Source organism: Rhodococcus sp. NPDC019050, from assembly GCF_055664235.1.
In genome coordinates this window covers 323,265-343,644 of record NZ_JBVOON010000002.1, presented here as the reverse complement: position 1 = coordinate 343,644, position 20,380 = coordinate 323,265, and the positions used below count along the sequence as shown (strand labels likewise).

16 protein-coding genes and 1 pseudogene are annotated in these 20,380 nt (G+C 68.4%); 8 read left to right on the top strand and 9 right to left on the bottom strand.

Going from position 1 to position 20,380, the window contains the following annotated elements:
* Positions 1-45: 45 nt before the first annotated feature.
* Positions 46-1,077, bottom strand: coding sequence for an Rv2578c family radical SAM protein (locus AC0B44_RS04210; RefSeq protein WP_471901660.1), 1,032 nt, complete (start codon positions 1,075-1,077; stop codon positions 46-48).
* 177 nt (positions 1,078-1,254) lie between these two features.
* On the opposite strand from AC0B44_RS04210, the gene AC0B44_RS04205 reads away from it, so the two are divergent.
* From AC0B44_RS04205 to AC0B44_RS04185, 5 genes are all read left to right on the top strand, one after another.
* Positions 1,255-2,589, top strand: a complete 1,335-nt coding sequence (locus tag AC0B44_RS04205) for a wax ester/triacylglycerol synthase domain-containing protein (RefSeq protein ID WP_471901659.1) — start codon at positions 1,255-1,257, stop codon at positions 2,587-2,589.
* A gap of 53 nt (positions 2,590-2,642) precedes the next feature.
* Entirely contained in the window at positions 2,643-3,950 is a 1,308-nt protein-coding gene (locus AC0B44_RS04200; protein ID WP_471901658.1) for an alpha-hydroxy-acid oxidizing protein, read from the top strand.
* 143 nt (positions 3,951-4,093) lie between these two features.
* A complete protein-coding gene (locus AC0B44_RS04195) occupies positions 4,094-4,429 on the top strand; it encodes a type VII secretion target (protein WP_471901657.1) in 336 nt (111 codons plus the stop codon).
* Entirely contained in the window at positions 4,426-5,661 is a 1,236-nt protein-coding gene (locus AC0B44_RS04190; RefSeq protein ID WP_471901656.1) for a hypothetical protein, read from the top strand. Before AC0B44_RS04195 ends, AC0B44_RS04190 begins: the two co-directional genes overlap by 4 nt.
* An 88-nt stretch (positions 5,662-5,749) precedes the next feature.
* Positions 5,750-8,335 carry a glutamate--cysteine ligase gene (locus AC0B44_RS04185; RefSeq protein WP_471901655.1) on the top strand — a complete coding sequence of 862 codons (2,586 nt, stop codon included), beginning with the start codon at positions 5,750-5,752 and terminating at the stop codon, positions 8,333-8,335.
* A gap of 8 nt (positions 8,336-8,343) precedes the next feature.
* On the opposite strand, the gene AC0B44_RS04180 is transcribed toward AC0B44_RS04185, so the two are convergent.
* The 3 genes from AC0B44_RS04180 to AC0B44_RS04170 are packed head-to-tail and all read right to left on the bottom strand — an operon-like array spanning position 8,344 to position 11,015.
* On the bottom strand, positions 8,344-9,018 hold the full coding sequence (locus tag AC0B44_RS04180; protein WP_471901654.1) for a hypothetical protein: 675 nt from the start codon (positions 9,016-9,018) through the stop codon (positions 8,344-8,346).
* A complete protein-coding gene (gene hisS, locus AC0B44_RS04175; protein ID WP_471901653.1) occupies positions 9,005-10,279 on the bottom strand; it encodes a histidine--tRNA ligase in 1,275 nt (424 codons plus the stop codon). The genes AC0B44_RS04180 and hisS overlap by 14 nt, the downstream gene beginning before the upstream one ends.
* Positions 10,280-10,331: 52 nt before the next feature.
* On the bottom strand, positions 10,332-11,015 hold the full coding sequence (locus AC0B44_RS04170; RefSeq protein WP_471901749.1) for an MBL fold metallo-hydrolase: 684 nt from the start codon (positions 11,013-11,015) through the stop codon (positions 10,332-10,334).
* Positions 11,016-11,164: 149 nt separating this feature from the next.
* Between AC0B44_RS04170 and AC0B44_RS04165 the strand changes: the two genes are divergently transcribed.
* Together AC0B44_RS04165 and AC0B44_RS04160 are read left to right on the top strand one after the other, a co-directional pair.
* The gene (locus AC0B44_RS04165; RefSeq protein WP_471901652.1) at positions 11,165-12,046 is read left to right on the top strand and encodes a peptidylprolyl isomerase; all 882 of its coding nucleotides are present in this window, start codon (positions 11,165-11,167) and stop codon (positions 12,044-12,046) included.
* Positions 12,046-12,834, top strand: coding sequence for a peptidylprolyl isomerase (locus AC0B44_RS04160; protein WP_471901651.1), 789 nt, complete (start codon positions 12,046-12,048; stop codon positions 12,832-12,834). The genes AC0B44_RS04165 and AC0B44_RS04160 overlap by 1 nt, the downstream gene beginning before the upstream one ends.
* 73 nt (positions 12,835-12,907) lie before the next feature.
* On the opposite strand, the pseudogene AC0B44_RS04155 reads toward AC0B44_RS04160, so the two are convergent.
* Positions 12,908-13,460 (bottom strand): annotated as a pseudogene (locus tag AC0B44_RS04155) (dihydrofolate reductase family protein).
* 149 nt (positions 13,461-13,609) lie between these two features.
* Here AC0B44_RS04155 and AC0B44_RS04150 point away from each other — a divergent pair.
* Positions 13,610-14,404, top strand: coding sequence for a peptidylprolyl isomerase (locus AC0B44_RS04150; RefSeq protein ID WP_471901650.1), 795 nt, complete (start codon positions 13,610-13,612; stop codon positions 14,402-14,404).
* A gap of 62 nt (positions 14,405-14,466) precedes the next feature.
* Here AC0B44_RS04150 and AC0B44_RS04145 read toward each other — a convergent pair whose 3' ends face one another.
* From AC0B44_RS04145 to secF, 4 genes are all read right to left on the bottom strand, one after another.
* Positions 14,467-16,773 carry a RelA/SpoT family protein gene (locus AC0B44_RS04145; RefSeq protein WP_471901649.1) on the bottom strand — a complete coding sequence of 769 codons (2,307 nt, stop codon included), beginning with the start codon at positions 16,771-16,773 and terminating at the stop codon, positions 14,467-14,469.
* A gap of 100 nt (positions 16,774-16,873) precedes the next feature.
* Positions 16,874-17,401 (bottom strand): adenine phosphoribosyltransferase, encoded by a 528-nt coding sequence (locus tag AC0B44_RS04140; RefSeq protein ID WP_471901748.1) that lies wholly within the window; start codon positions 17,399-17,401, stop codon positions 16,874-16,876.
* A gap of 26 nt (positions 17,402-17,427) precedes the next feature.
* Positions 17,428-19,188 carry an ABC transporter substrate-binding protein gene (locus AC0B44_RS04135; protein WP_471901648.1) on the bottom strand — a complete coding sequence of 587 codons (1,761 nt, stop codon included), beginning with the start codon at positions 19,186-19,188 and terminating at the stop codon, positions 17,428-17,430.
* Position 19,189: 1 nt separating this feature from the next.
* Positions 19,190-20,380, bottom strand: coding sequence for a protein translocase subunit SecF (gene secF, locus AC0B44_RS04130; RefSeq protein WP_471901647.1), 1,191 nt, complete (start codon positions 20,378-20,380; stop codon positions 19,190-19,192).

The following is a 20,380-nucleotide window of genomic DNA, read 5'->3' as shown; positions in this document are numbered from 1 at the left end:
ACACCGCAACAACGGACGGGACGACGCTTTCCGGCGGGAGAAGCGTCAGAACAGGGTGGGAGCGCCCACAGCGTCCACCGGCTCGCGATCACGAGTGTGGGAGGCACTCGGAATATCTCGGTGCTCCGAGGGCTTGCCACCGAGGCCGTAGCGCTGGATCAGCGGCGCGACCCGGGCGTCGAGCCAGCGAGAGTATTCCGGCGACACGTACGCGCCGCGTCCGTAGAGAGCGCGATACCGCCGCACCAGGGCCGGGTGGTGTTCCGACAGCCAGGACAGGAACCATCCTCGGGTGGAACCGCGCAGATGCATCGGTATCACGGTGACGGATGACGCACCGGCGGCGGCGATGGACGCGAAGAGCTCGTCGAGGTGCCGGTTCGAATCGGTGAGGAACGGGATGACCGGCGCGACCATCACGTGACACGGCAGCCCACTGTCGGTGAGCGCGCGGATCAGATCCAGGCGCGCTCTGGGAGAGGGAGTTCCGGGCTCGATCTGCTGCTGCAGATCGTGGTCGCCGATCGGGAGGGACACCGCGGCCCGCACGTCGACCTGCCGGGCGGCCGCCGACAACAGCGGCAGATCGCGACGAAGCAAGGTGCCTTTGGTGAGAATCGAGAACGGTGTGCCCGATTCGGCGAGTGCCCGGATGACGCCCGGCATGAGCCGGTAGCGACCTTCGGCGCGCTGATACGGATCGGTGTTGGTCCCCAGCGCGACGTGCTCTCGGGTCCAGGACCGGCGCGAGAGTTCCCGGCGCAACACCGCACCCACGTTCGTCTTGACCACAAGTTGGCTGTCGAAGTCGTGCCCGGCGTCGAGATCGAGATACTCGTGCGTGGGCCGCGCGAAGCAGTAACGGCACGCGTGACTGCAACCCCGGAACGTGTTCACCGTGTACCGGAAGGGCAGCCGGGACGCCTCGGGCGTCTTGTTCAGGGCGCTTTTGCACAGCACCTCGTGGAAGGTGATGCCCTCGAACTCCGGTGTCTGCACGCTTCGCACGAGGCCCGCCCGGTCGAGACCGGGGAGAGCACCGTCATCCGCGTCCACCGCCTGAGCTGCCCACCGCATCGCTACAGTCGAACATACGTGCGATCACGTGTCAACGCTCGACCGTGCCGAGTGGCTGCTCGACGCGGTGATCGGAGCAGGTACCGAAACGAATTCACCGCCGTCGCGCCGACCCGGACCTGGACTTGCCGACCCGCGTGAAGCGCATCAGGCAGCGACATCTGCAATCCTCGAACAATGGCGGAGTCGAGACGGATAGACCGCATCGGATCCGGCGACCTGACCGAACTCGTCTCGGACGTCGGACCGGCGCCTCTGCACGTCGGTGCGGTGATCTTCCTCGCCGGCGGTGATGTGCCGGGCCCGGAGAGCCTGCGATCCACCATCGCCGACCGACTCGTTCGGATCCGGCGCTTGCGGGAACGCCTGATCGAACCGGTCCGCGGCCTCGGGCGCCCCTACTGGTTCGACGACGAGCAGTTCGACCTCGAAACGCACCTGTCGCAGGTGCGGTGCCCCGCCCCCGGTGACCGGAATGCCGCGATGTCCGTCGGAGTGGACGCACTCACGCGGCCGTTGCCGCGCGCCCGGCCGCTGTGGCGAGCGATCGTCGTCACGGACATCACGGATCCCTACTGTCGGCAGGCGCTGGTGATGGTGATGCACCACGTGCTGGCCGACGGCATCGGAGGCCTGGCGATCCTGGCGCGTCTCGTCGACGGTCCGAACGCGCCGGCACTCACGCACGACCACCTGGCTGCCGTACGGCCCCGAACCCGAGAACTGCTTGCCGACAACATCGTCGGACGTCTCGATGCACTTCGGCGACTTCCGCGGACCGTCGCGGGTCTGCCGGCCGCGTGGGCAGAACTCGGACGGGGTACCGGCGGGCGCGCCCCGAGGTGTTCTTTGAACGCGCCCACCGGTCCTCGTCGTGCGGTCGCGTCGGTGGAGGCGGAACTGGACACGCTTCGCCGCGCGGGCCGACGCTGGAATGCGACGGTCAACGATGTGCTGCTGGTCGCCGTAGGCGGCGCTCTGGCCACGGTTCTGCACGAACGCGGCGAGTTCCCGGCCGACCTGGTGATCTCGGTACCGGTTTCCGCGCGTGGCGCCGACGCCGGTGGGCAATTGGGCAATCAGGTCGGCGTCATGCCCGTGCGGGTGCCGCTGACGGGAACACCGGGGCAGCGACTGGAGTCCGTCTCGCGCAGCACCCGCATGCAGAAACCGGGTGTCCGGGGTCGGTCTGCCGCGTTGACGGGCCCGTGGTTCCGGACTCTGGCGGCTCTCGGGGTGTTCCGGTTCTTCGTGGACCGCCAGCACCTGGTCAATTCGTTTCTGTCCGACCTGCCCGGTCCGCCCTCACCACTGACGGTCGGCGATCTCCCGGTCACGTCGATCGCGCCGATGATCGTCGGGACGGGGAACGTCGGCGTCGCTTTCGCGGCACTGTCGTACGCGGGTGTACTGACGGTGACGATCATCGCCGATCCCGACCTCGTTCCCGAGATCCACGGTATTGCCGTGGCCCTACAGGATCAGCTCAGCGCGATCGCCGCGGTTTCCTGATTCCCCGATGTGGGGAAGGATCTGTGCACCACCGTCCTCGAGAAAGGAAACCCGTGACCGACACCGCCGTTCCCGCGACCGCAGGCCCCGGCCGAGACCGTCAAGGCGTGGTCTACCGCAACGGCGCACTCGGCCGGCGCCCCGCGGTGCCCACCGCATTCGGCGACCTCGAACGCGCTGCGCGGAGCGCCAGTTCGAAACGAGCCTGGGCCTATGTGGCCGGCGGCGCCGGTGAAGGACGCACGATGCGCAACAACCGGCGCGCATTCGACCGGTGGGCGATCATCCCGCGCATGGCGCACGGGGTGACCGAGCGCGATCTGGCTACGACAGTGATGGGCACGTCGTTGTCGTCGCCGCTGCTGCTCGCCCCGGTAGGCGCCGGAGCACTGATGGCGCGGAACAGTGACCTGCAGATTGCCCGGGCCGCAGCCGCGACGGGAGTGCCGTACATCTTCTCCAATCAGGGTTGCAGTCCGATGGAGGAGTGCGCCGCCGCGATGGGCACGGCACCACGCTGGTTCCAGCTGTACTGGAGTTCCGACGAGGATCTCGTCGACAGCCTCCTCGGGCGGGCCGAAGCGGCCGGAGCCGAAGCCGTCGTCGTCACTCTGGACACGACGATGCTCGGGTGGCGCCCCCAGGACCTGACACTCGGTTCGTTGCCGTTCGCGCGAGGGGAAGGCATCGCCCAGTACACCTCCGATCCTCGTTTCCGGGAAATCGTCCGGCAGCGGATCGAGGCCGCCCGGAACGCGGTCGCGGAACGACCGGACGTGACGGTGGGCGCGATCCGCACGCTGCTCTCGATGACCCGCAACCATCCGGGCGGATTCCTCGACAACCTGCGTTCGCCGGTGCCGCGCGCTGCCGCAGAGACATTCCTCGACATCTACTCCAATCCCGGTCTGAGCTGGGAACATCTGGCGACGCTGCGCGACCGCACGAAACTTCCGATCGTGCTCAAAGGGATTCTGCATCCCGACGATGCTCGCCGCGCCGTCGATCTCGGTGTCGACGCGATGGTCGTGTCGAACCACGGCGGACGCCAGATCGACGGGGCGATCGCGTCCCTCGACGCCCTGATCGAGATCCGCGCTGCCGTGGGGCGAGAACCGACCCTGTTGCTGGACAGCGGAATACGAACCGGAGCCGATGTGGTCGTGGCGCTCGCACTCGGCGCCGACGCGGTACTGCTCGGCCGCCCGTACATGTACGGGCTGGCGATCGCGGGACAGCGGGGCGTCGAAGAGGTCATCCGCAACGTGGTCGCCGAGCTCGACCTCACGATGGCCCTGACGGGCGCGCGGTCGATCGGGGACATCGACGAACGGTTCATCCGTCCCAACCCGTCGTTGTGACAGGTCCGCAACGAATCCGGTCGAGCCCGGGAGGTGCATCGAGGTCCCGAAATTCGTGACGGCCGGACGCTCGCCACGTCGTCTCGCCGACGTCGGCACCTCGAGCTACAGTGCTCGGCACACTGATCTTCGAGGGGGGTTCGATGAGCGGTTTGTTTCCGGGTGCCGAAATCCGGGTGGTGCCCGATGGAATCAGGGCATTCGGCACCACGAATCTGCAGGCTGCCGAAAGTGTCGCGCACGCCGGTGCGATCGACCTGCACGCCAACATCGCTTCGCTCAGCCCGGCTCTGGGGCTGATCGGCGCAGAGTTCCTCGCCGTCTTCGGTGCGGCGCAATCCGAACACAGCCGGGCCGTCGCTCAGCTCGCTCTCGCATACGGATCCTGCGGGGTCGCGGCGCACGAGGCGGCGGCAGGTTACGAAATCGCCGATGGCGCAACGGCTCACGCACTCACGCACGCAACGGGGGCGCTGTGAACCAGGTTGTGCAAGCCGCTCCCCCGACGCCCCCGACCGTGCTCGACGCCCTCCGCGCGTCTCCGGCCGGACCGCTCCTGGACGCACCGCTGCCGGTGATCGCAGGGCCCGTACCGTTCTCCGGCGAGTTCCCGCAGTTGCCCGACACGAACGCGCTCACCGAACTCCTGCACTCGATTCCGGTACCGGTCCTGCCCGAGATCCAGGAGATCCTGCGCCCGTTGACCGAACTGGGGTCGCTCTTCGGCACCGGGATCGTCGAGGCCCTCGATCCCTCCACGGTGCTGCAGCAGGCATCACGGTTGCTGGAAACCGCGACTGCCCTGGGGCGCAGCGCACTTCACGCTCTTCCCGAATCGTGGGAGGGGACCACCGCCGATGCTGCCGCCGACCACGGTCTCCGCGCCCGGCAGGCGACGGTCGAACTCACCGACCGCGGCGACCGGATCGGCGACGTGACCCGCGCAGCCACCGCCACGGTGGAGCGAGGAAACATCGAGTTGACCGGCATCGCAAGCTCTTTCGTCTCGATTGCGATTGCTGCGGCACCCGTGGCGATCACGCCGGTCGGCCAGGCTGCCCTCCTCGCGTCCGCGGTCGAGCATCTGCACGCTGCACTCGCCGTCGTCGCGCGGACCCGGGGGGAACTCGCGGTACATACCGGTGCGATGAGTGCCCTGACCACGCCGATTCCGGTACCCGCCCCGGTGGCCACTGCGCTCGCCGACCCTCGGGCGATCTCCGGCGCCGCAACCGACGCCGTGTCGACGGTCACGGGCGCGGTCTCCGCGATGGCGGGTTCCGCTGGCGTCCCGGGTGCCGAGGCGTCCACCATCCCGACGGCCTACGCACCGTCGGCCCCTGCGGCACACGTCCTCGCGCAGACGATGCCGAGCGCTGCTGCCGGGAGTGGTGTCTCGTCCGGCTTCGGGGCACCGGTCGGGTACGGAGTCTCCGGCTCGAGCCCCGCCGGCTTGCATTCGGCCGTCCCGATCGCGCCGGTTCCGTCCGCCGCGGCGGCGGCGGGCACGGGCGGGACGGGCGCGGGGGGCAGTGCAGGACGCGGACCGGGGGTCGGCGCCCTCCCGATGACCGGTGGGACGCGTCAGGACGCCGAGGCCTCGTCCCGTACCACCCCCGGATTCCTCGTCGCCGCGGCGACGACCACGGATGTCGTGGGACACCTGCCGCTGGTCACGCCCGCCGTGATCGGCGGAGATCCCTCCTGGTGACGGGCAGTGTAACGGGCCGTTCCGTTCGTGACCGACCGGTTTCCGAAGCGCCGCCGGGACGAAGCTCCTCGCGCGTACCGTCGTGAGGGTGGTCGATGTGCATCCGAGGCAGATCGGGGTCGAAGAGGAGTTTCAGCTCATCGACGTGAGGACGAGACGTCTCGTGCCGCGAGCACCCGAACTGCTCGCCCGCCTCTCCGACGCCGGTTTCGTCGAGGAGATGCAACGGTGCGTCGTGGAAGCGAACAGTGCGGTCCACACCGATCTCGCAGCCCTGCGATCAGACCTCCGGGCCAAGCGCGCACTGCTGGTGTCGACTGCCGCGACGATGGGTCTGGGGGTGGCGGCGGCGGGATCGGCGCCTCTGGCTGTGCCGGAGGAAATCCGCGTCAGCGAGACTCCCCGGTTCCACCGCATGCTCACCGAGTACCAACTGCTCGCACGCGAACAGCTCATCTGCGGCACCCAGGTCCACGTCGAGATCTTCGACCGCGACGAGGCGGTTCGGGTGGCCCATCGGATCACTCCGCACCTGCCACTGTTCCTCGCACTCAGCGCGAGTTCCCCGTTCTGGCCGGACGGTTCCGACACCGGATACGCGAGCGTCCGGCCACTGATGTGGATCCGCTGGCCCACCACCGGGCCCGCCGCGCCGGTGTCGTCGGCCGCCGAGTACGACCGGCTGGTCGCCGATCTGGTATCGAGCGGAGTGATCACCGATCCGGGAATGGTGTACTTCGATGTGCGTCCGTCCTCGCACGTACCCACCCTCGAACTGCGCGTGTGCGACAGCTGCCCCTCGGTCGACACCATCACGCTGATCACCGGCCTGTACCGCGCCCTCGTCGATCGTGAGATCGCGGTGTTGCGCGCAGGAGATCCGCCGCCGGTGCCGTCGCCGACCCTCGTCCGGGCAGCGATGTGGCGCGCGGCGAGAAGCGGCATGGAAGGCGACCTCGTCGACCTCGGTGCCGCACTCCCTCGCCCCGCCGCCGACATTCTCTCGCGCTTCGTCGGCACCCTGCGGCCGCAACTCGAAGACAACGGCGATTGGGAACTCGTGACGGAACTCGCGAGCGACGCTGCCGCGCTCGGAAGTTCGTCCGCTCGGCAGCGCAGGGCGCTGCGTCGCCGCGGCAAGCTGACCGACGCCGTCGATCATCTTCTCGCCGAGACGGCCGGTGACGTCGAGCAGGCCGACACCGGCACCGAATCACCGTGTGCGCTGCTCCACGGGTACCCGCCGGCGCGTGACGAGGCGCCGTACGACGAAGCCATCGGCAGCGACGGTGCGCCGCGGGCGCATTACCTGCGTCCGCTGGAATCGCTCGCGCGTCTCGGCGCCACCGCGCTACGCATGTCGCAGGACGCGATCGCGCACACCCAGAGTGCGGAGATGGTCACCTTCCGTCCCCGGGGTGAGGGCAGTCCGCAGCCGTTCCCGATGGACGTGGTGCCCCGGATCCTCACAGCACAGGCATGGCAGGACCTCCAACGCGGGCTCGAACAGCGTGCCATCGCCTTGAACGCTTTTCTCGTCGACATCTACGGCCGGAGGGAGATCGTCGCGGCGGGCGTGATTCCACCGGGCGTTCTCGATCTCGCCCGCGGCTACCGGAGCACCGGAGACGCCTCGCTCGGGCGTGCCGTTCGCGCGCACATCTCCGCGGTCGACGTAGCGTGTACGGGCCCGGATCGCTTCGTCGTGCTCGAAGATCACCTCCGCCGTCCCACCGGGGCCGGATATGCGATGGCGCACCGGTCGATGACCCGGCGTTTCCTCGGCGACCTCTGGCCTGCCACCGGGATCGTGGATGTCGACAGCACCTCCGATCTGGTCTTCCGCACCCTCGTGGACGCTGCGCCCCCGGCAGCGGGTGACGACATCAACGTTGCCGTACTGAGTGCCGGCGGCCACGATCCGGCATGGTTCGAACACGCGATGCTCGCCGACCGCGCCGGGATCGAACTGGTGCAGACGGGCGAACTCGTCGTGCGCGACGACGTCGTGTACGTCCAGCACGGACCGTCGTTCACGCGGGTGGACGTGCTCTACAGCCGGGTCGACGAGGACACGCTACTGTCGTCGGCCGGTTACGACGGGCGTCCGCTACGTTCCGGTCTGCTCGGCGCGGTACGTGCGGGCACTCTCACCCTGGCCAATGCCCTGGGCAACGGCGTCGGTGACGACAAGTCCGTCTACCGGTACGTGCCCGCGATGATCGAGTACTACCTCGGTCAGCGACCGCTGCTCGACCAGGTCTTCACGTGGGTGTGTGCCGATCGCGCCCAGCGCGACCACGTCCTCGCCCATCTCGACGAACTCGTCGTCCGGCCCGTCGAAGGCGGCGACGAAGCGGAGATCACGGTGGGACCCGAGGCCGACGCTGCCGAACTCGACCGGCGTCACCTCGAATTGCTCACCCACCCCGAGCGTTTCATCGCGCACGAGGTGGTGCCGATGTCCACTCATCCCACTTTCGACGGCGAGGTGCTACAGCCCCGATCCGTCGACCTGCGGGCATTCGTGCATCTGCGCCCCAACGGTGCGTCGGTCGGTGCCCAGGTTGCGCCGGCGCTGCTCACCCGGGTGGCCCCGACGGGAAGTACGGTCGTCGATTCCGCCCGCGGAGGCGGAACCAAGGACACCTGGATTCTCGAACCTCCCGAGTGATGAGCCGCTCAGTCGACGAGCGAGGCCACCTCGTGGTCGGTGAGGGTGGTCTGTGGGACCCGGCCCGCGTCCCGCGCGAGTGAGATCGCCCGGAAGAGTGGGCGTTCCGCGAGGCCCGCACCCCGGGCTTCGGCTCGAAGTTGTTCCACCAGTACCGACGAGATCGCTGCGGCCGGAGCGAGTTCGCTCGCGGCGAGCGCGTTGGCGAGGGTGCGCAGTGCGAGCACCTCGAGTTCACGTCCTCCCTCGCCCGCGTACAGCGCGAGTGGGACGGTCACCAATCCGTGGTTTCCGTCGTTGACGCGCAACACGGCCTGCGACACGCTGCCCACCCGCACGAGGAGTTCTACCCCGGCCAGTTGCCGGAGATCCACGCTGCGCGAACGGAGCAAGCCCGAGACCGTGACGACGGTGCCCTCGATCCGCAGATGACGGTGGGTCGCGGCGAACGCTCCGACCGTCGGCGGGCCCGCGACGAGCACACCCACCAGCACCGCGGCCCACAACGGGGCGACGAGGTAGACGAGAAAACCCGCGAGGATTCCGACGGCGAGCGCCGCCAGCGCGACCTTCCGGACGCGGGGCCGCAGCAACCGTGCGGGAATCAGATCGAGCGATACCGCTGCGGGCGAACCACCCCGGCCCCTCGCGGCCGAGTCGCCTCGCCCGTCATCCGCCGGCAACGACCTCACCCACGCGTGCGACCACGTCGGCGAGCGCGACGGTCTGCTGTTCACCGTTGCGGAGGTCCTTGACGACGATCTCTCCGGCCTCGAGTTCGCGCTCCCCCAGCACCAACGCGACCACGGCGCCGGACTTGTCCGCCGCCTTCATCGCGCCCTTGACACCGCGACCGCCGTAGGCGAGGTCGACGCGAATGCCCGCCGCGCGCAGGCTGTGGGCGACCGGAACGAGCGCAGCCTTCGCCGCGTCACCCATCGGCACGCCGTACACCTCGCACCGGGCCGGGTTGCCGGCGGTCTTGCCCTCGGCTGCGAGCGCGAGGATCGTGCGGTCGACGCCGAGCCCGAATCCGATGCCGGACAGCGCCTGCCCGCCGAGTTGCTCCATCAGACCGTCGTACCGGCCGCCGCCACCGATGCCCGACTGGGCGCCCAGTCCGTCGTGGACGAACTCGAACGTCGTCTTCGTGTAGTAGTCGAGTCCGCGGACCATGCGGGGGTTGACCACGTACGGGACGCCGAGCGCGTCGAGATGTCCGAGCACCTCGTCGAAATGGGCCTTCGCGCTGTCGGAGAGGTGGTCGAGCATGAGCGGGGCATCCGCGGTCATCGCTCTGACGTCGGGCCGCTTGTCGTCGAGCACGCGCAGCGGGTTGATCTCGGCGCGCCGGCGGGTCTCCTCATCGAGCGGGAGGCCGAACAGGAACTGCTGCAACAGTTCCCGGTACTGGGGACGGCAGGTGTGGTCGCCGAGCGAGGTGATCTCGAGCCGGAACCCGTCGAGACCGAGGCTTCGGAATCCGGCGTCGGCGATGGCGATGACCTCGGCGTCGAGCGCCGGATCGTCCACCCCGATCGCCTCGACGCCCACCTGCTGAAGCTGACGGTATCGGCCGGCCTGCGGCCGTTCGTACCGGAAGAACGGACCTGCATACGACAGTTTGACGGGCAACTGCCCGCGGTCGAGACCGTGCTCGATCACCGCGCGCATCACGCCGGCGGTGCCTTCCGGCCGCAGGGTGACGGAGCGGTCACCCCGGTCGGCGAAGGTGTACATCTCCTTGGAGACGACGTCGGTCGATTCACCGACACCACGTGCGAACAGGCCGGTGTCCTCGAAGATCGGCAACTCGATGTGTCCGTACCCCGCGAGTCGCGCAGCGCGGGTCAAGCCGTCGCGCACCGCGACGAACTCCGCGGACTGCGGGGGAACGTAATCGGGCACACCCTTGGGCGCCGAGAACGTGGAGGCCTTGCTCACTGGTACTGCTTTCTCTCGAGGGGGGTTCGGTGGTGCCGGCGGCGCGGAGCCGTCAGCGCGATTGCGGGAGGCCGACGAGGAACTGGTTCGACGTACGTTCCTGGCCGATCGTGCTCGACCCGCCGTGTCCGGGAAGGATCGCGGTGGCGTCGTCGAGGACGAGCAACTTGCGGGCGATCGAATCCAGGAGTTGCTCGTGGTTGCCGCCGGGGAGGTCGGTGCGGCCGATCGAGCCCTGGAACAGGGTGTCGCCGGTGACCGCGACCTGCAACTCGGCACCGTCCGGGGTGGTGGTGCGGGTGCGCAGAACCACCGAGCCCTGGGTGTGCCCGGGAGTGTGGTCGACGACGAACTCGATACCTGCGTGCTCGATCTCGTCACCGTCGGTGAACTCGACGACCTGCTGAGGCTCCACGAACTCGACCCCGTCGAGGAAGGGCGCGAGGCTCGATCCCATCCCCTGCAGCGGGTCGGTGAGCATCATGCGGTCGCCGGGATGGATGTAGACCGGGATCTCGTAGCGATCGGCGACGGTCTGCGCGGACCACATGTGGTCGAGGTGGCCGTGGGTGAGCAGTACGGCGCGCGGAGCGAGATCGGACCCGATGAGGAATTCCACCAGTGGCTCGGCGGCATCCTGCCCGGGATCGACGACGACGCACTCCTTCGCGTTGTCCTGCGCGAGGATGTAGCAGTTGGTCTGGAACATCCCGGCAGGGAATCCGGTCACGAGCACGAGCATCGCTCCTACGGGTGTGGGTATTCGCGGTCTCCTACAGAGTAGGCGCAGCGCCCCGTCCTTTCGCTCTCAGGTTGGGGTGGCAAACTCGACTCGGCCCCGGAGCGCGGGCACACCATCGATCGGGTCACGGGAGGACAACTGCAGTGCCGAGCAACGCACAGCGGCGTAATGCTGCGAAACGCAAACTCGAACGGCAGCTCGAGCGCAGGGCCGAACGCGAGCGCAAGCGCCGCCGCACGACGATCGCGCTCTCTGCGCTCGGGGTCGTGGTGGTCGTCGCGGCAGGCTTCGCACTCTGGGGTGTCGCGGGAAGTGGCGACGACACCGCAACGGACGCGTCCGCAGCCGACACGACGACCGAGGCCGACAGCGAATACCCGGCACTGCCCGCGGGCCGCTCCGAGCCGCTGCCCGAGACGGTGAACTGCGAGTACCCCGCCGACGGAGGCGAACCGGCGAAGCCGGTCGAGCCGCCGCGCACCGAGGGCATCATGACCACCGGTGAGAGCAACACCGATATCAGCGTGAGCATGGAGACGTCGCAGGGCAACATAGGGCTGATGCTGCACAACAGCGATTCGCCGTGCACGGTCAACAACTTCCTGTCCCTCGCGAGCCAGGGCTATTTCGACGACACGACGTGCCATCGCCTGACCACGTCGCCGTCACTGGCGGTTCTGCAGTGCGGCGACCCGACGGGCAGCGGCGCGGGCGGACCGGGCTACCAGTTCGCGAACGAGTTCCCCACCGACCAGTACGCGGCGGACGACCCGGCATCCCAGGAACCGGTGATCTACCCGCGCGGGACGGTGGCGATGGCCAACGCCGGCCCCGGCACGAACGGCAGCCAGTTCTTCCTGGTGTACGGCGATTCGGTGCTTCCGCCGCAGTACACGGTGTTCGGCACGATCGACGAGACCGGACTGGCGACGCTGGACAAGATCGCCGAGGCGGGCGTCTCCGGTGGGGCGGCCGATGGTGCCCCCGCCGCAGCCACGACACTCACCTCGGTCAGGATGGACTGATGACTCGATTCCGTACCACCCTCGCCGTCGGCGCGGGTCTCGCACTGATCCTGACCGGATGCTCCGACGACGGAGGTGACGACAACGCCGCCGCCACGTCCGGATCCGCCACGGCGGCGAGCGGTGCGACGCAGTCGCCGGAGTACACCGGCACGCTGCCCGAGCGTCCCACGGGCGGGGATCCGGTGTCGTGCACGTACACCCCGTCGGGTGATCCTGCCCGCGACGTGAACGCTCCCTCAGCGACCGACGTACCCGCCGACGGAACCGTCGGCGTGTCGCTCACCACCGGCGTCGGGCCGATCGGCCTCGAACTCGACCGGGCGGAAGCTCCGTGCACGGTCAACAGCTTCGTCTCGCTGGCCGAGCAGGGTTACTTCGACGACACACCGTGCCATCGGCTGGTGACCTCTCCCGGTCTGCAGGTGCTGCAGTGCGGAGATCCCACCGGCACCGGCACGGGCGGACCGGGATACGGGTTCGACACCGAGTACCCCGAGAACCTGTACCAGCAGGGTGACGCCCAGCTTCGGCAGCCGGTGATCTACCCGCGTGGCACCGTCGCGATGGCGAACACGGGCCGTCCCGGCAGCAACGGCAGCCAGTTCTTCCTGGTGTACGCGGATTCGCAGCTTCCGCCGTCGTACACGGTGTTCGGCACCGTGGACGAAGCCGGACTCGCCGTGATCGAGGAAGTGGCAGCCGAGGGTGACGACGGCTCGATGGCAGCCGGCGGTGGCGCTCCGAACCGCGGTGTGCAGATCGAATCGGTGACCGTCTCGAGCTGATCCGACTGTTCCAGGAAAGAACCGGTCGCCCGCCCCCCACTTCGGGGCGGGCGACCGTCTCGTCCGGGGCCGGTCACGCCGCTGCGTAACGGGTGAAAAGGATGTCGCCGCGGAACGCGGTGGACTCCAGCAGGCGCAGTCCCCCTCGGGTGTATCCCTCGGGGAACAGCCGACGGCCGCGCCCCTGCACGGCGGGGTACACGAACAAGCGGAACTCGTCGACCAGACCGGCTCGGATCAGGCTGTGGCACAACGTGATACTGCCCGCCGCCACGATGTCGAGACCGGGACGCTGCCTGAGTGCGCGAACATGCGACCGGATCCCCGTCCAGGATCGTGGTGTTGCGCCAGGCAGGCTCGGTGAGGGTCGACGAGACCACATACTTGTCCACCCGGTCGAGGTAGGCGGCGATCCCGGCCGGATCATCGCGCTGCAACGGCCAGTAGCCCCGGAAATCCTCGAACGTCTGCCGCCCGAGCAGCAACGCGTCGGCGGCGGCGTCCTGTCTACGCGATTCTTCGAGCAGGTCCGCGTTGTCGACGTCGGCGGGCGGGGTGAACCATCCGTCCAGCATCTCGATCGAGCCGTCGAGGGTGATGTTCTGGGTGACGGCGAGCGTGCGCATCGCGCCTCCTGACGTAGCCGGATGTCCCCCGTACAGACCCGCTCGGCGGCAAGAACTCATCGGCGATCTTTCGGCGCTTGTCTGTCGTCCGTCGAGACGACACGTGGTCTCTATCCGTTCGGGACGACGTAGGCTACGCTCCCCGAATTGTGACCCTCGACACTTCCGTGCGCCCGTTTCTGCTCCGCCTCCTTCTGGCGGCATGCGTTGCCGCGGTGCCAGTTCTGGCGACCGGGTGTGCTGCCGACGACGGCAGGACGTCCCCGTCGCTCGCAGCCGGAGAGTCGAGCACACGGGGAGCGCCGCGCGACATGTCCGTCTTCCCCCCGCTCCCGGCGGTACCGCCACCCGCAGCGCCGACGGTCGCCTGCACCTACACCGAACGGGAGGAGAACGCTGTCACACCACCACCGCCGACCGCCTCCACAGCCGGCGTCGTGAATCTGACGCTGGACACCTCGGCCGGGCCGGTTCCACTGGTTCTCGATCGCGCGCTGGCGCCGTGCACCGTCAACAGTTTCGTGAGTCTCGCCGAACGAGGGTTCTACACGGGAACTTCGTGCCATCGCCTGTCCAACGACCCGGGCAGTCACCTCTACCAATGTGGTGATCCGAGCGGAACCGGTACGGGCGGACCCGGATACACGTTCGAGGACGAGTATCCGGTCAAGTCCTACGACGGGGAGCCGTATCGTCCCCTCGCGGTCGTCTACCCACGGGGCACGGTCGCGATGGCCAACACCGGCGTCGCGGACACCAACGGCAGCCAGTTCTTCCTGCTCCTCGGCGACTCGCTCCTACGCCCGGACTATTCCGTGTTCGGGCGCGTCGCCGACGCCGGCCTGCCGGTACTCGACGCAGCCGCCGCGAGCGGCAACGACGGCACCAATCCACTCGGCGGCGGCGCGCCGATCACGCCGGTCGTCATCGGCGCGGTGCGCTGACGCGCCGACGACACCTTTGTTCGGTAAGCGAGTCTCGGTAACCGAGTCCCGCTCGTGACCGGTCAGGACGCGGACGTCACCCGGTATACGTCGTAGACACCCTCGACATTGCGGACCACGTTCAGCACGTGACCGAGATGCTTGGGATCACCCATCTCGAACGTGAAGCGGCTCACGGCAACTCGGTCGCCGGTCGTCGTGACGGAGGCGGACAGGATGTTGACCTTCTCGTCGGCCAGCGCCTTCGTCACATCCGACAACAGCCGGTGCCGGTCGAGTGCCTCGATCTGGATCGCGACGAGGAACACCGACGACGGCGACGGCGCCCACTCGACGTCGATGATCCGCTCCGCCTGTTCCCGCAGCGAACCGGCGTTGGTGCAGTCCGTGCGGTGCACGCTCACCGCACCGGTGCGGGTCACGAAGCCCATGATCTCGTCACCCGGCACCGGAGTACAGCACTTCGCGAGCTTCGAGACGGTGCCCGGTGCGCCGGGTACCAGCACACCCGAATCGCCGCTCTGCCGCGACCGGGTCGGGATGGTCGACGGGGTGGACCGCTCGGCCAACTCCTCCTCTACCCCACCGACGCCGCCGAGCAGCGCTACGAGACGCTGCACAACGTGGTGCGCCGAGACGTGGTGTTCGCCCACGGCGGTGTACAGGGCAGACACGTCGGAGTACTTCAGTTCCCGCGCCACACCGAGCATCAGATCCGCGTTCATCAACCGCTGGAGCGGCAATCCGACGCGGCGGACTTCCTTGCCGATCGCGTCCTTGCCGGACTCGAGCGCCTCTTCGCGGCGTTCCTTCGCGAACCACTGGCGGATCTTCGCCTTCGCCCGCGGCGACACCACGAACGACTGCCAGTCGCGGCTCGGGCCGGCGTTGGGATCCTTCGAGGTGAACACCTCGACGACCTCGCCGTTCTCGAGTTTCCGCTCGAGTGCGACGAGACGGCCGTTGACCCGTGCCCCGATGCAGCGGTGCCCCACCTCGGTGTGGACGGCGTACGCGAAGTCCACCGGTGTCGATCCCGACGGCAGCGTGATGACGTCACCCTTCGGGGTGAAGACGAAGATCTCCTTGACGGCGAGGTCGTACCGCAACGACTCGAGGAACTCCCCGGGGTCCGCCGCTTCCCGCTGCCAGTCGAGGAGTTGCCGCATCCACGCCATGTCGTCGAGTTCGCCGACGTCGCCGGAGTGGCGTCCCTTGGTTTCCTTGTACCGCCAGTGCGCGGCGATGCCGAACTCGGCGGTCCGGTGCATCTCGTGGGTGCGGATCTGCACCTCGAGCGGCTTGCCCTCCGGGCCGATCACCGTCGTGTGGAGCGACTGGTACACCCCGTACCGCGGCTGGGCGATGTAGTCCTTGAACCGGCCGGCCATGGGCTGCCAGAGCGAGTGGACGACACCGACCGCGGCGTAGCAGTCACGGATCTCGTCGCACAGGATGCGCACACCCACCAGATCGTGGATGTCGTCGAAGTCGCGGCCCTTGACGATCATCTTCTGGTAGATCGACCAGTAGTGCTTGGGTCGGCCTTCGACGACGGCGTCGATCCGCGACGCGGTGAGCGTCTGGTTGATCTCGGCGCGCACCTTCGCCAGGTAGGTGTCGCGCGAGGGTGCCCGCGTGGCGACGAGGCGGACGATCTCCTCGTACTTCTTCGGGTGCAGGATCGCGAAGGACAGATCCTCGAGTTCCCACTTGACCGTCGCCATCCCGAGCCGGTGTGCGAGGGGCGCGATGACCTCGAGGGTCTCCCGCGCCTTGCGTGCTTGTTTCTCCGGCGGCAGGAACCGCATCGTGCGCATGTTGTGCAGCCGGTCCGCGACCTTGATGACGAGCACCCGGGGATCACGCGCCATCGCGATGATCATCTTGCGGATGGTCTCGCCTTCGGCGGCGTTGCCGAGCACCACCTTGTCGAGCTTGGTCACCCCGTCGACGAGGTGTGCGACTTCCTCCCCGAAGTCCGCGGTCAGGTCTTCGAGGGCGTAGCCGGTGTCTTCGACGGTGTCGTGCAACAGTGCCGCCACGAGCGTCGTGGTGTCCATACCCAGTTCGGCGAGAATCGTCGAGACGGCGAGCGGGTGGGTGATGTACGGGTCGCCGGACTTGCGTTTCTGGTTCGCGTGGCGCTCTTCGGCGACGTCGTAGGCGTGCTGGAGCTGCGACAGGTCGGCTTTCGGATACAGCTCTCGGTGAATGGTGACGAGCGGCTCGAGGACCGGCTTGAGGGTGGTGCCCCGCTGGCCGGTGATCCGCCGCGCCAGCCGGGCGCGCACACGCCGGGACGCGGACGTCGACGCCGGGGTCGGCGTCGGTCCGGAACCTTGGGACCGATCAAGATTCTGGGTCATGTCACCCTCCCATCTCGGCCGCGTGCCGGAAGCCCGGACAGATCCTGTCCGCACCCGACGGCCACGGCCGATCCACCGGTACCTGTCGCAACTGTAGTACTCAGATCCGGACGAGCGAGGTCAGTGGGTAGTCTGCGAGCCGCGCGCGTCCGCCCAGCGCCTCGATCTCGGTCACCACGGTCACGCCGACGATGTCGGCACCCGCCCGCTCGAGCAGTTCGACGGTCGCGCCGAGAGTGCCGCCGGTGGCGAGCACGTCGTCGACGATCAGCACCCGGCGTCCGCGCAGGATCTTCGAATCACCCGGGATCTCGATGGCGGCGGTGCCGTACTCGAGCGTGTATTCGCAGGTCTGCACCGGAGGGGGGAGCTTGCCGGCTTTACGGACCGCCAGCACGCCGACAGCGAGGTCGCGGGCGATGCCGCCGCCGAGCAGGAAGCCGCGGGCGTCGATCCCGGCAACCAGTTCTGCGCCCGGAGCGACCGACGAGAGAGCGGTGATGATCGAGGAGAACGCCGGACCGTCGGCGAACACCGGCGTGAGATCGGCGAATCGGACACCCGGGGTCGGGAAATCGTCGACCCACCGCGTGTGCGTGGTGACGGCAGCAGCGGCCTGGTCGATCAGATCGGAGGAATCGGTCCGGGAAACGTTCATTCTGTAAGTATCCACCGGTCCATGTTCCAGCCCGAACCCGCGGTGGTGGCGTTCGGCACTCCGGCCGTCAAACCGGACGCGAATCCGATCGACCGGGGCTGCACGAACAGCGGCAGGGTGGGCATCTCGTCCCACAGGATCCTCTCGCCGTCGGCGACAAGACCCGAGACGGCCTGCAGGTCACCCGCCGTCAGCAGCCCGTCGAGAATCTCGTCGAGCCGTCCGTTCGCGAACCCACCGATGTTGCTGCCGGTTCCCGAGTGCAGTGCGGCGCGCGCGAGATCCATCGCGGCGGTCCCCCCGGAACCCGCCGCTGCGGCCGTGCCCGCGAGCACCGCATCGACGTCGGATCCCAGCCGCGAGGGGACGAACGAATCCGATCCGGCGTCGACGACGTCGATCCCCGCCTCACGGCAGGACTCCGCGATCAGTTCGACGGTGCGGGCCCGCCTGTCGTCCGGTGCGAGGTATCCGATGCGTACCTCCATGCGTTCCTGCCCGGACGCGTCGCGTTCCCCGCGCGCTGCATCCAGATCCGGCTGCAGATACCGCTCGGCGGCCCCTGCCGTCTGCGGGTACAGCGGTGAATCGGTGGGCAGCAGGCGTGAGGAGACCGGTCCGGTCGCAAAGCCCGCTCCCTCACCGGAGGCACCGAGTTCGTCGAACAACTGGGTGCGCGGAACGCACAGCGCGAAAGCGCGGCGCGCGGCGGGGTTTTCGAACACTCCTCGGGTGGCGAACACGATCTGTTCGAGATTGCGGGAGACGACAGTGGACGACTCGACCGCCCCGACCACGGCCGGCGCGTCGCTCATCGATCCGGCACCGACATCCACTACCTGGATGCGTCCGCTCTCGGCTGCCGGCGTCATCTCGGTCCCACGCGGCCAGACGACGATCCGGTCGGTGCCCGGAGCGTTGCCCCACCACCGCTCGTTCGCCACCAGCACGAGACCTTCCTCGGTGCTGTAGGACTCGATGCGATACGGACCGGCGGAGGGGAACAGGGCCGCATCGAACTCGCCGGGGTCGAGCGCCCATCCGGTGTTCCAGAAGTCGGCGATGCGGCGGACCTCGTCGAGGTTGTTGCCGTTGATCGCGCCGACGAGGTCGCCGACGCCCGCCTGCCGCGCGGCGATGTGCGCCGGCATCAGTTCGGTGGCGCCGAACAGGGTGTTCCAGTCCGTGTCGCCACGACCACCCTTGAACACGACCGTTGCTTCCTTCGATCCGGGCTGGCAGTCGACCCGGTCGATGTCGGCGTACCCGCCGCGCAGGGAGGAGTCGAAGACGTTGACCTCGGCGCCGGACTCGTCGGGCGCGACGAACCGGCCGCTGCCCGCTGCCCACGTGAGCACGAAATCGTCGCACGACATCGGCACGCCGTCCGAGTACACGGAGTCGGGTGAGAGCCGGTACTGCACCGTGAACGGATCACCCGGTACCGCGGTGGCGGTGGCGGTGCCGATGTCCGTGTCGGACACGACTTCACCGGACGGGGCGACGTACCCGAAGCCCGGCAGCACCCTGGTGAATGCCTGCCGGGCTCCCGATGCGGCACCGTCGACGGTGTTGGCGTTGTAGCTCGTCACCGTGTTGTCGATGGCGTAGCCGATCGAGTGCACGCGTTCTTCCTCGGTGCCGCACGACAGCGTCGCAGCGGCGACCACCGCGAGGGTGAGCCCGACGGCCGCGCGTCGTGGCCGGCCCCCACGGCTGGAGGCGTGCGTTCGCTGAAACCACTCGGTCACCGGCATATCAGGACTTTCTCTTGGCGCGCTTTCCGGTCGGCCGGGCCCCTGGCCTCGGGGCCCGCTGGGCAGGCGGATAACGGACGGCCGACGGATCCACCGCGGTGGGAGCCGATGCCGGTGCAGTCTCGGCGAACTGTCCGCTTTCGGGGGCTGCGGCGCGCGCTGCTGCCTCTTCGCGCTTGGCCAGCACCTTGCGGGTGTGCTTGGCGATCGGTCCGCGCCATTCCTTCAGGGTAACGAGCAGCGGGGTGGCGAAGAAGATCGACGAGAAGGCGCCGACGATGATGCCCACGAGCTGGATCAGCGCCAGATCCTTGAGGGTGCCGACCCCGAGCAGCCATACCGCGACCACCATCAGGGCGATGACGGGCAGCACGGAGATGACGGTGGTGTTGATCGAACGCATCAGCGTCTGGTTCACGGCGAGATTCGCCTGCTCGGCGTAGGTCCGCCGGTGCAGGTGCAGAATGCCGCGCGTGTTCTCCTCCACCTTGTCGAACACGACCACGGTGTCGTAGAGCGAGAAACCGAGGATCGTCAGCAAACCGATGACGGTTGCGGGTGTGACCTCGAATCCGACGAGCGAGTACACCCCCGCCGTGACGATCATGTCGAAGAACAAGGCGGCGATCGCGGCGACCGCCATGTCGCGTTCGTAGCGCACCGCGATGTAGACGCTGACGATCATCAGGAACACCACCAGCGCGATGAGCGCCTTCTCGGTGATCTGGCTGCCCCACGTCTCGCTCACGTCGGCGACGCTGATCGAGTTGATCGACGGTTGTCCGTCGCTCCCGGCCGGCTGGAACTCGTCGAACAGTGCCGACTGCACGGCGGCGACCTGTCCCTGGTCGAGTGCCTCGGACCGGATCTGGAACGTCGCGCCCGAGCCGGCGCCGACGGTCTGGACCGCCTCCGGCTCGAACCCGAGGGTGTCGCTGAACACCGTTTCGACTTCTTCGGTGCTCGCGTCGGCGACGGCCGGCATCTGGATGCGGGTGCCACCCTCGAAGTCGATACCCCACGTGAACCCGCGCACGAGCATGCTCACCAGCGCGAGCAGCACGATCACCGCTGTCACGATGTACCAGCGCTTGCGCTGCCCCACGATCTCGAACGCGCCGGTACCCGTGTAGAGCCCCGCGAGTGTTCCGCGTCGCTTGGTGGGTCGTTCCGCTGTCGTCGTGCCGGTCAT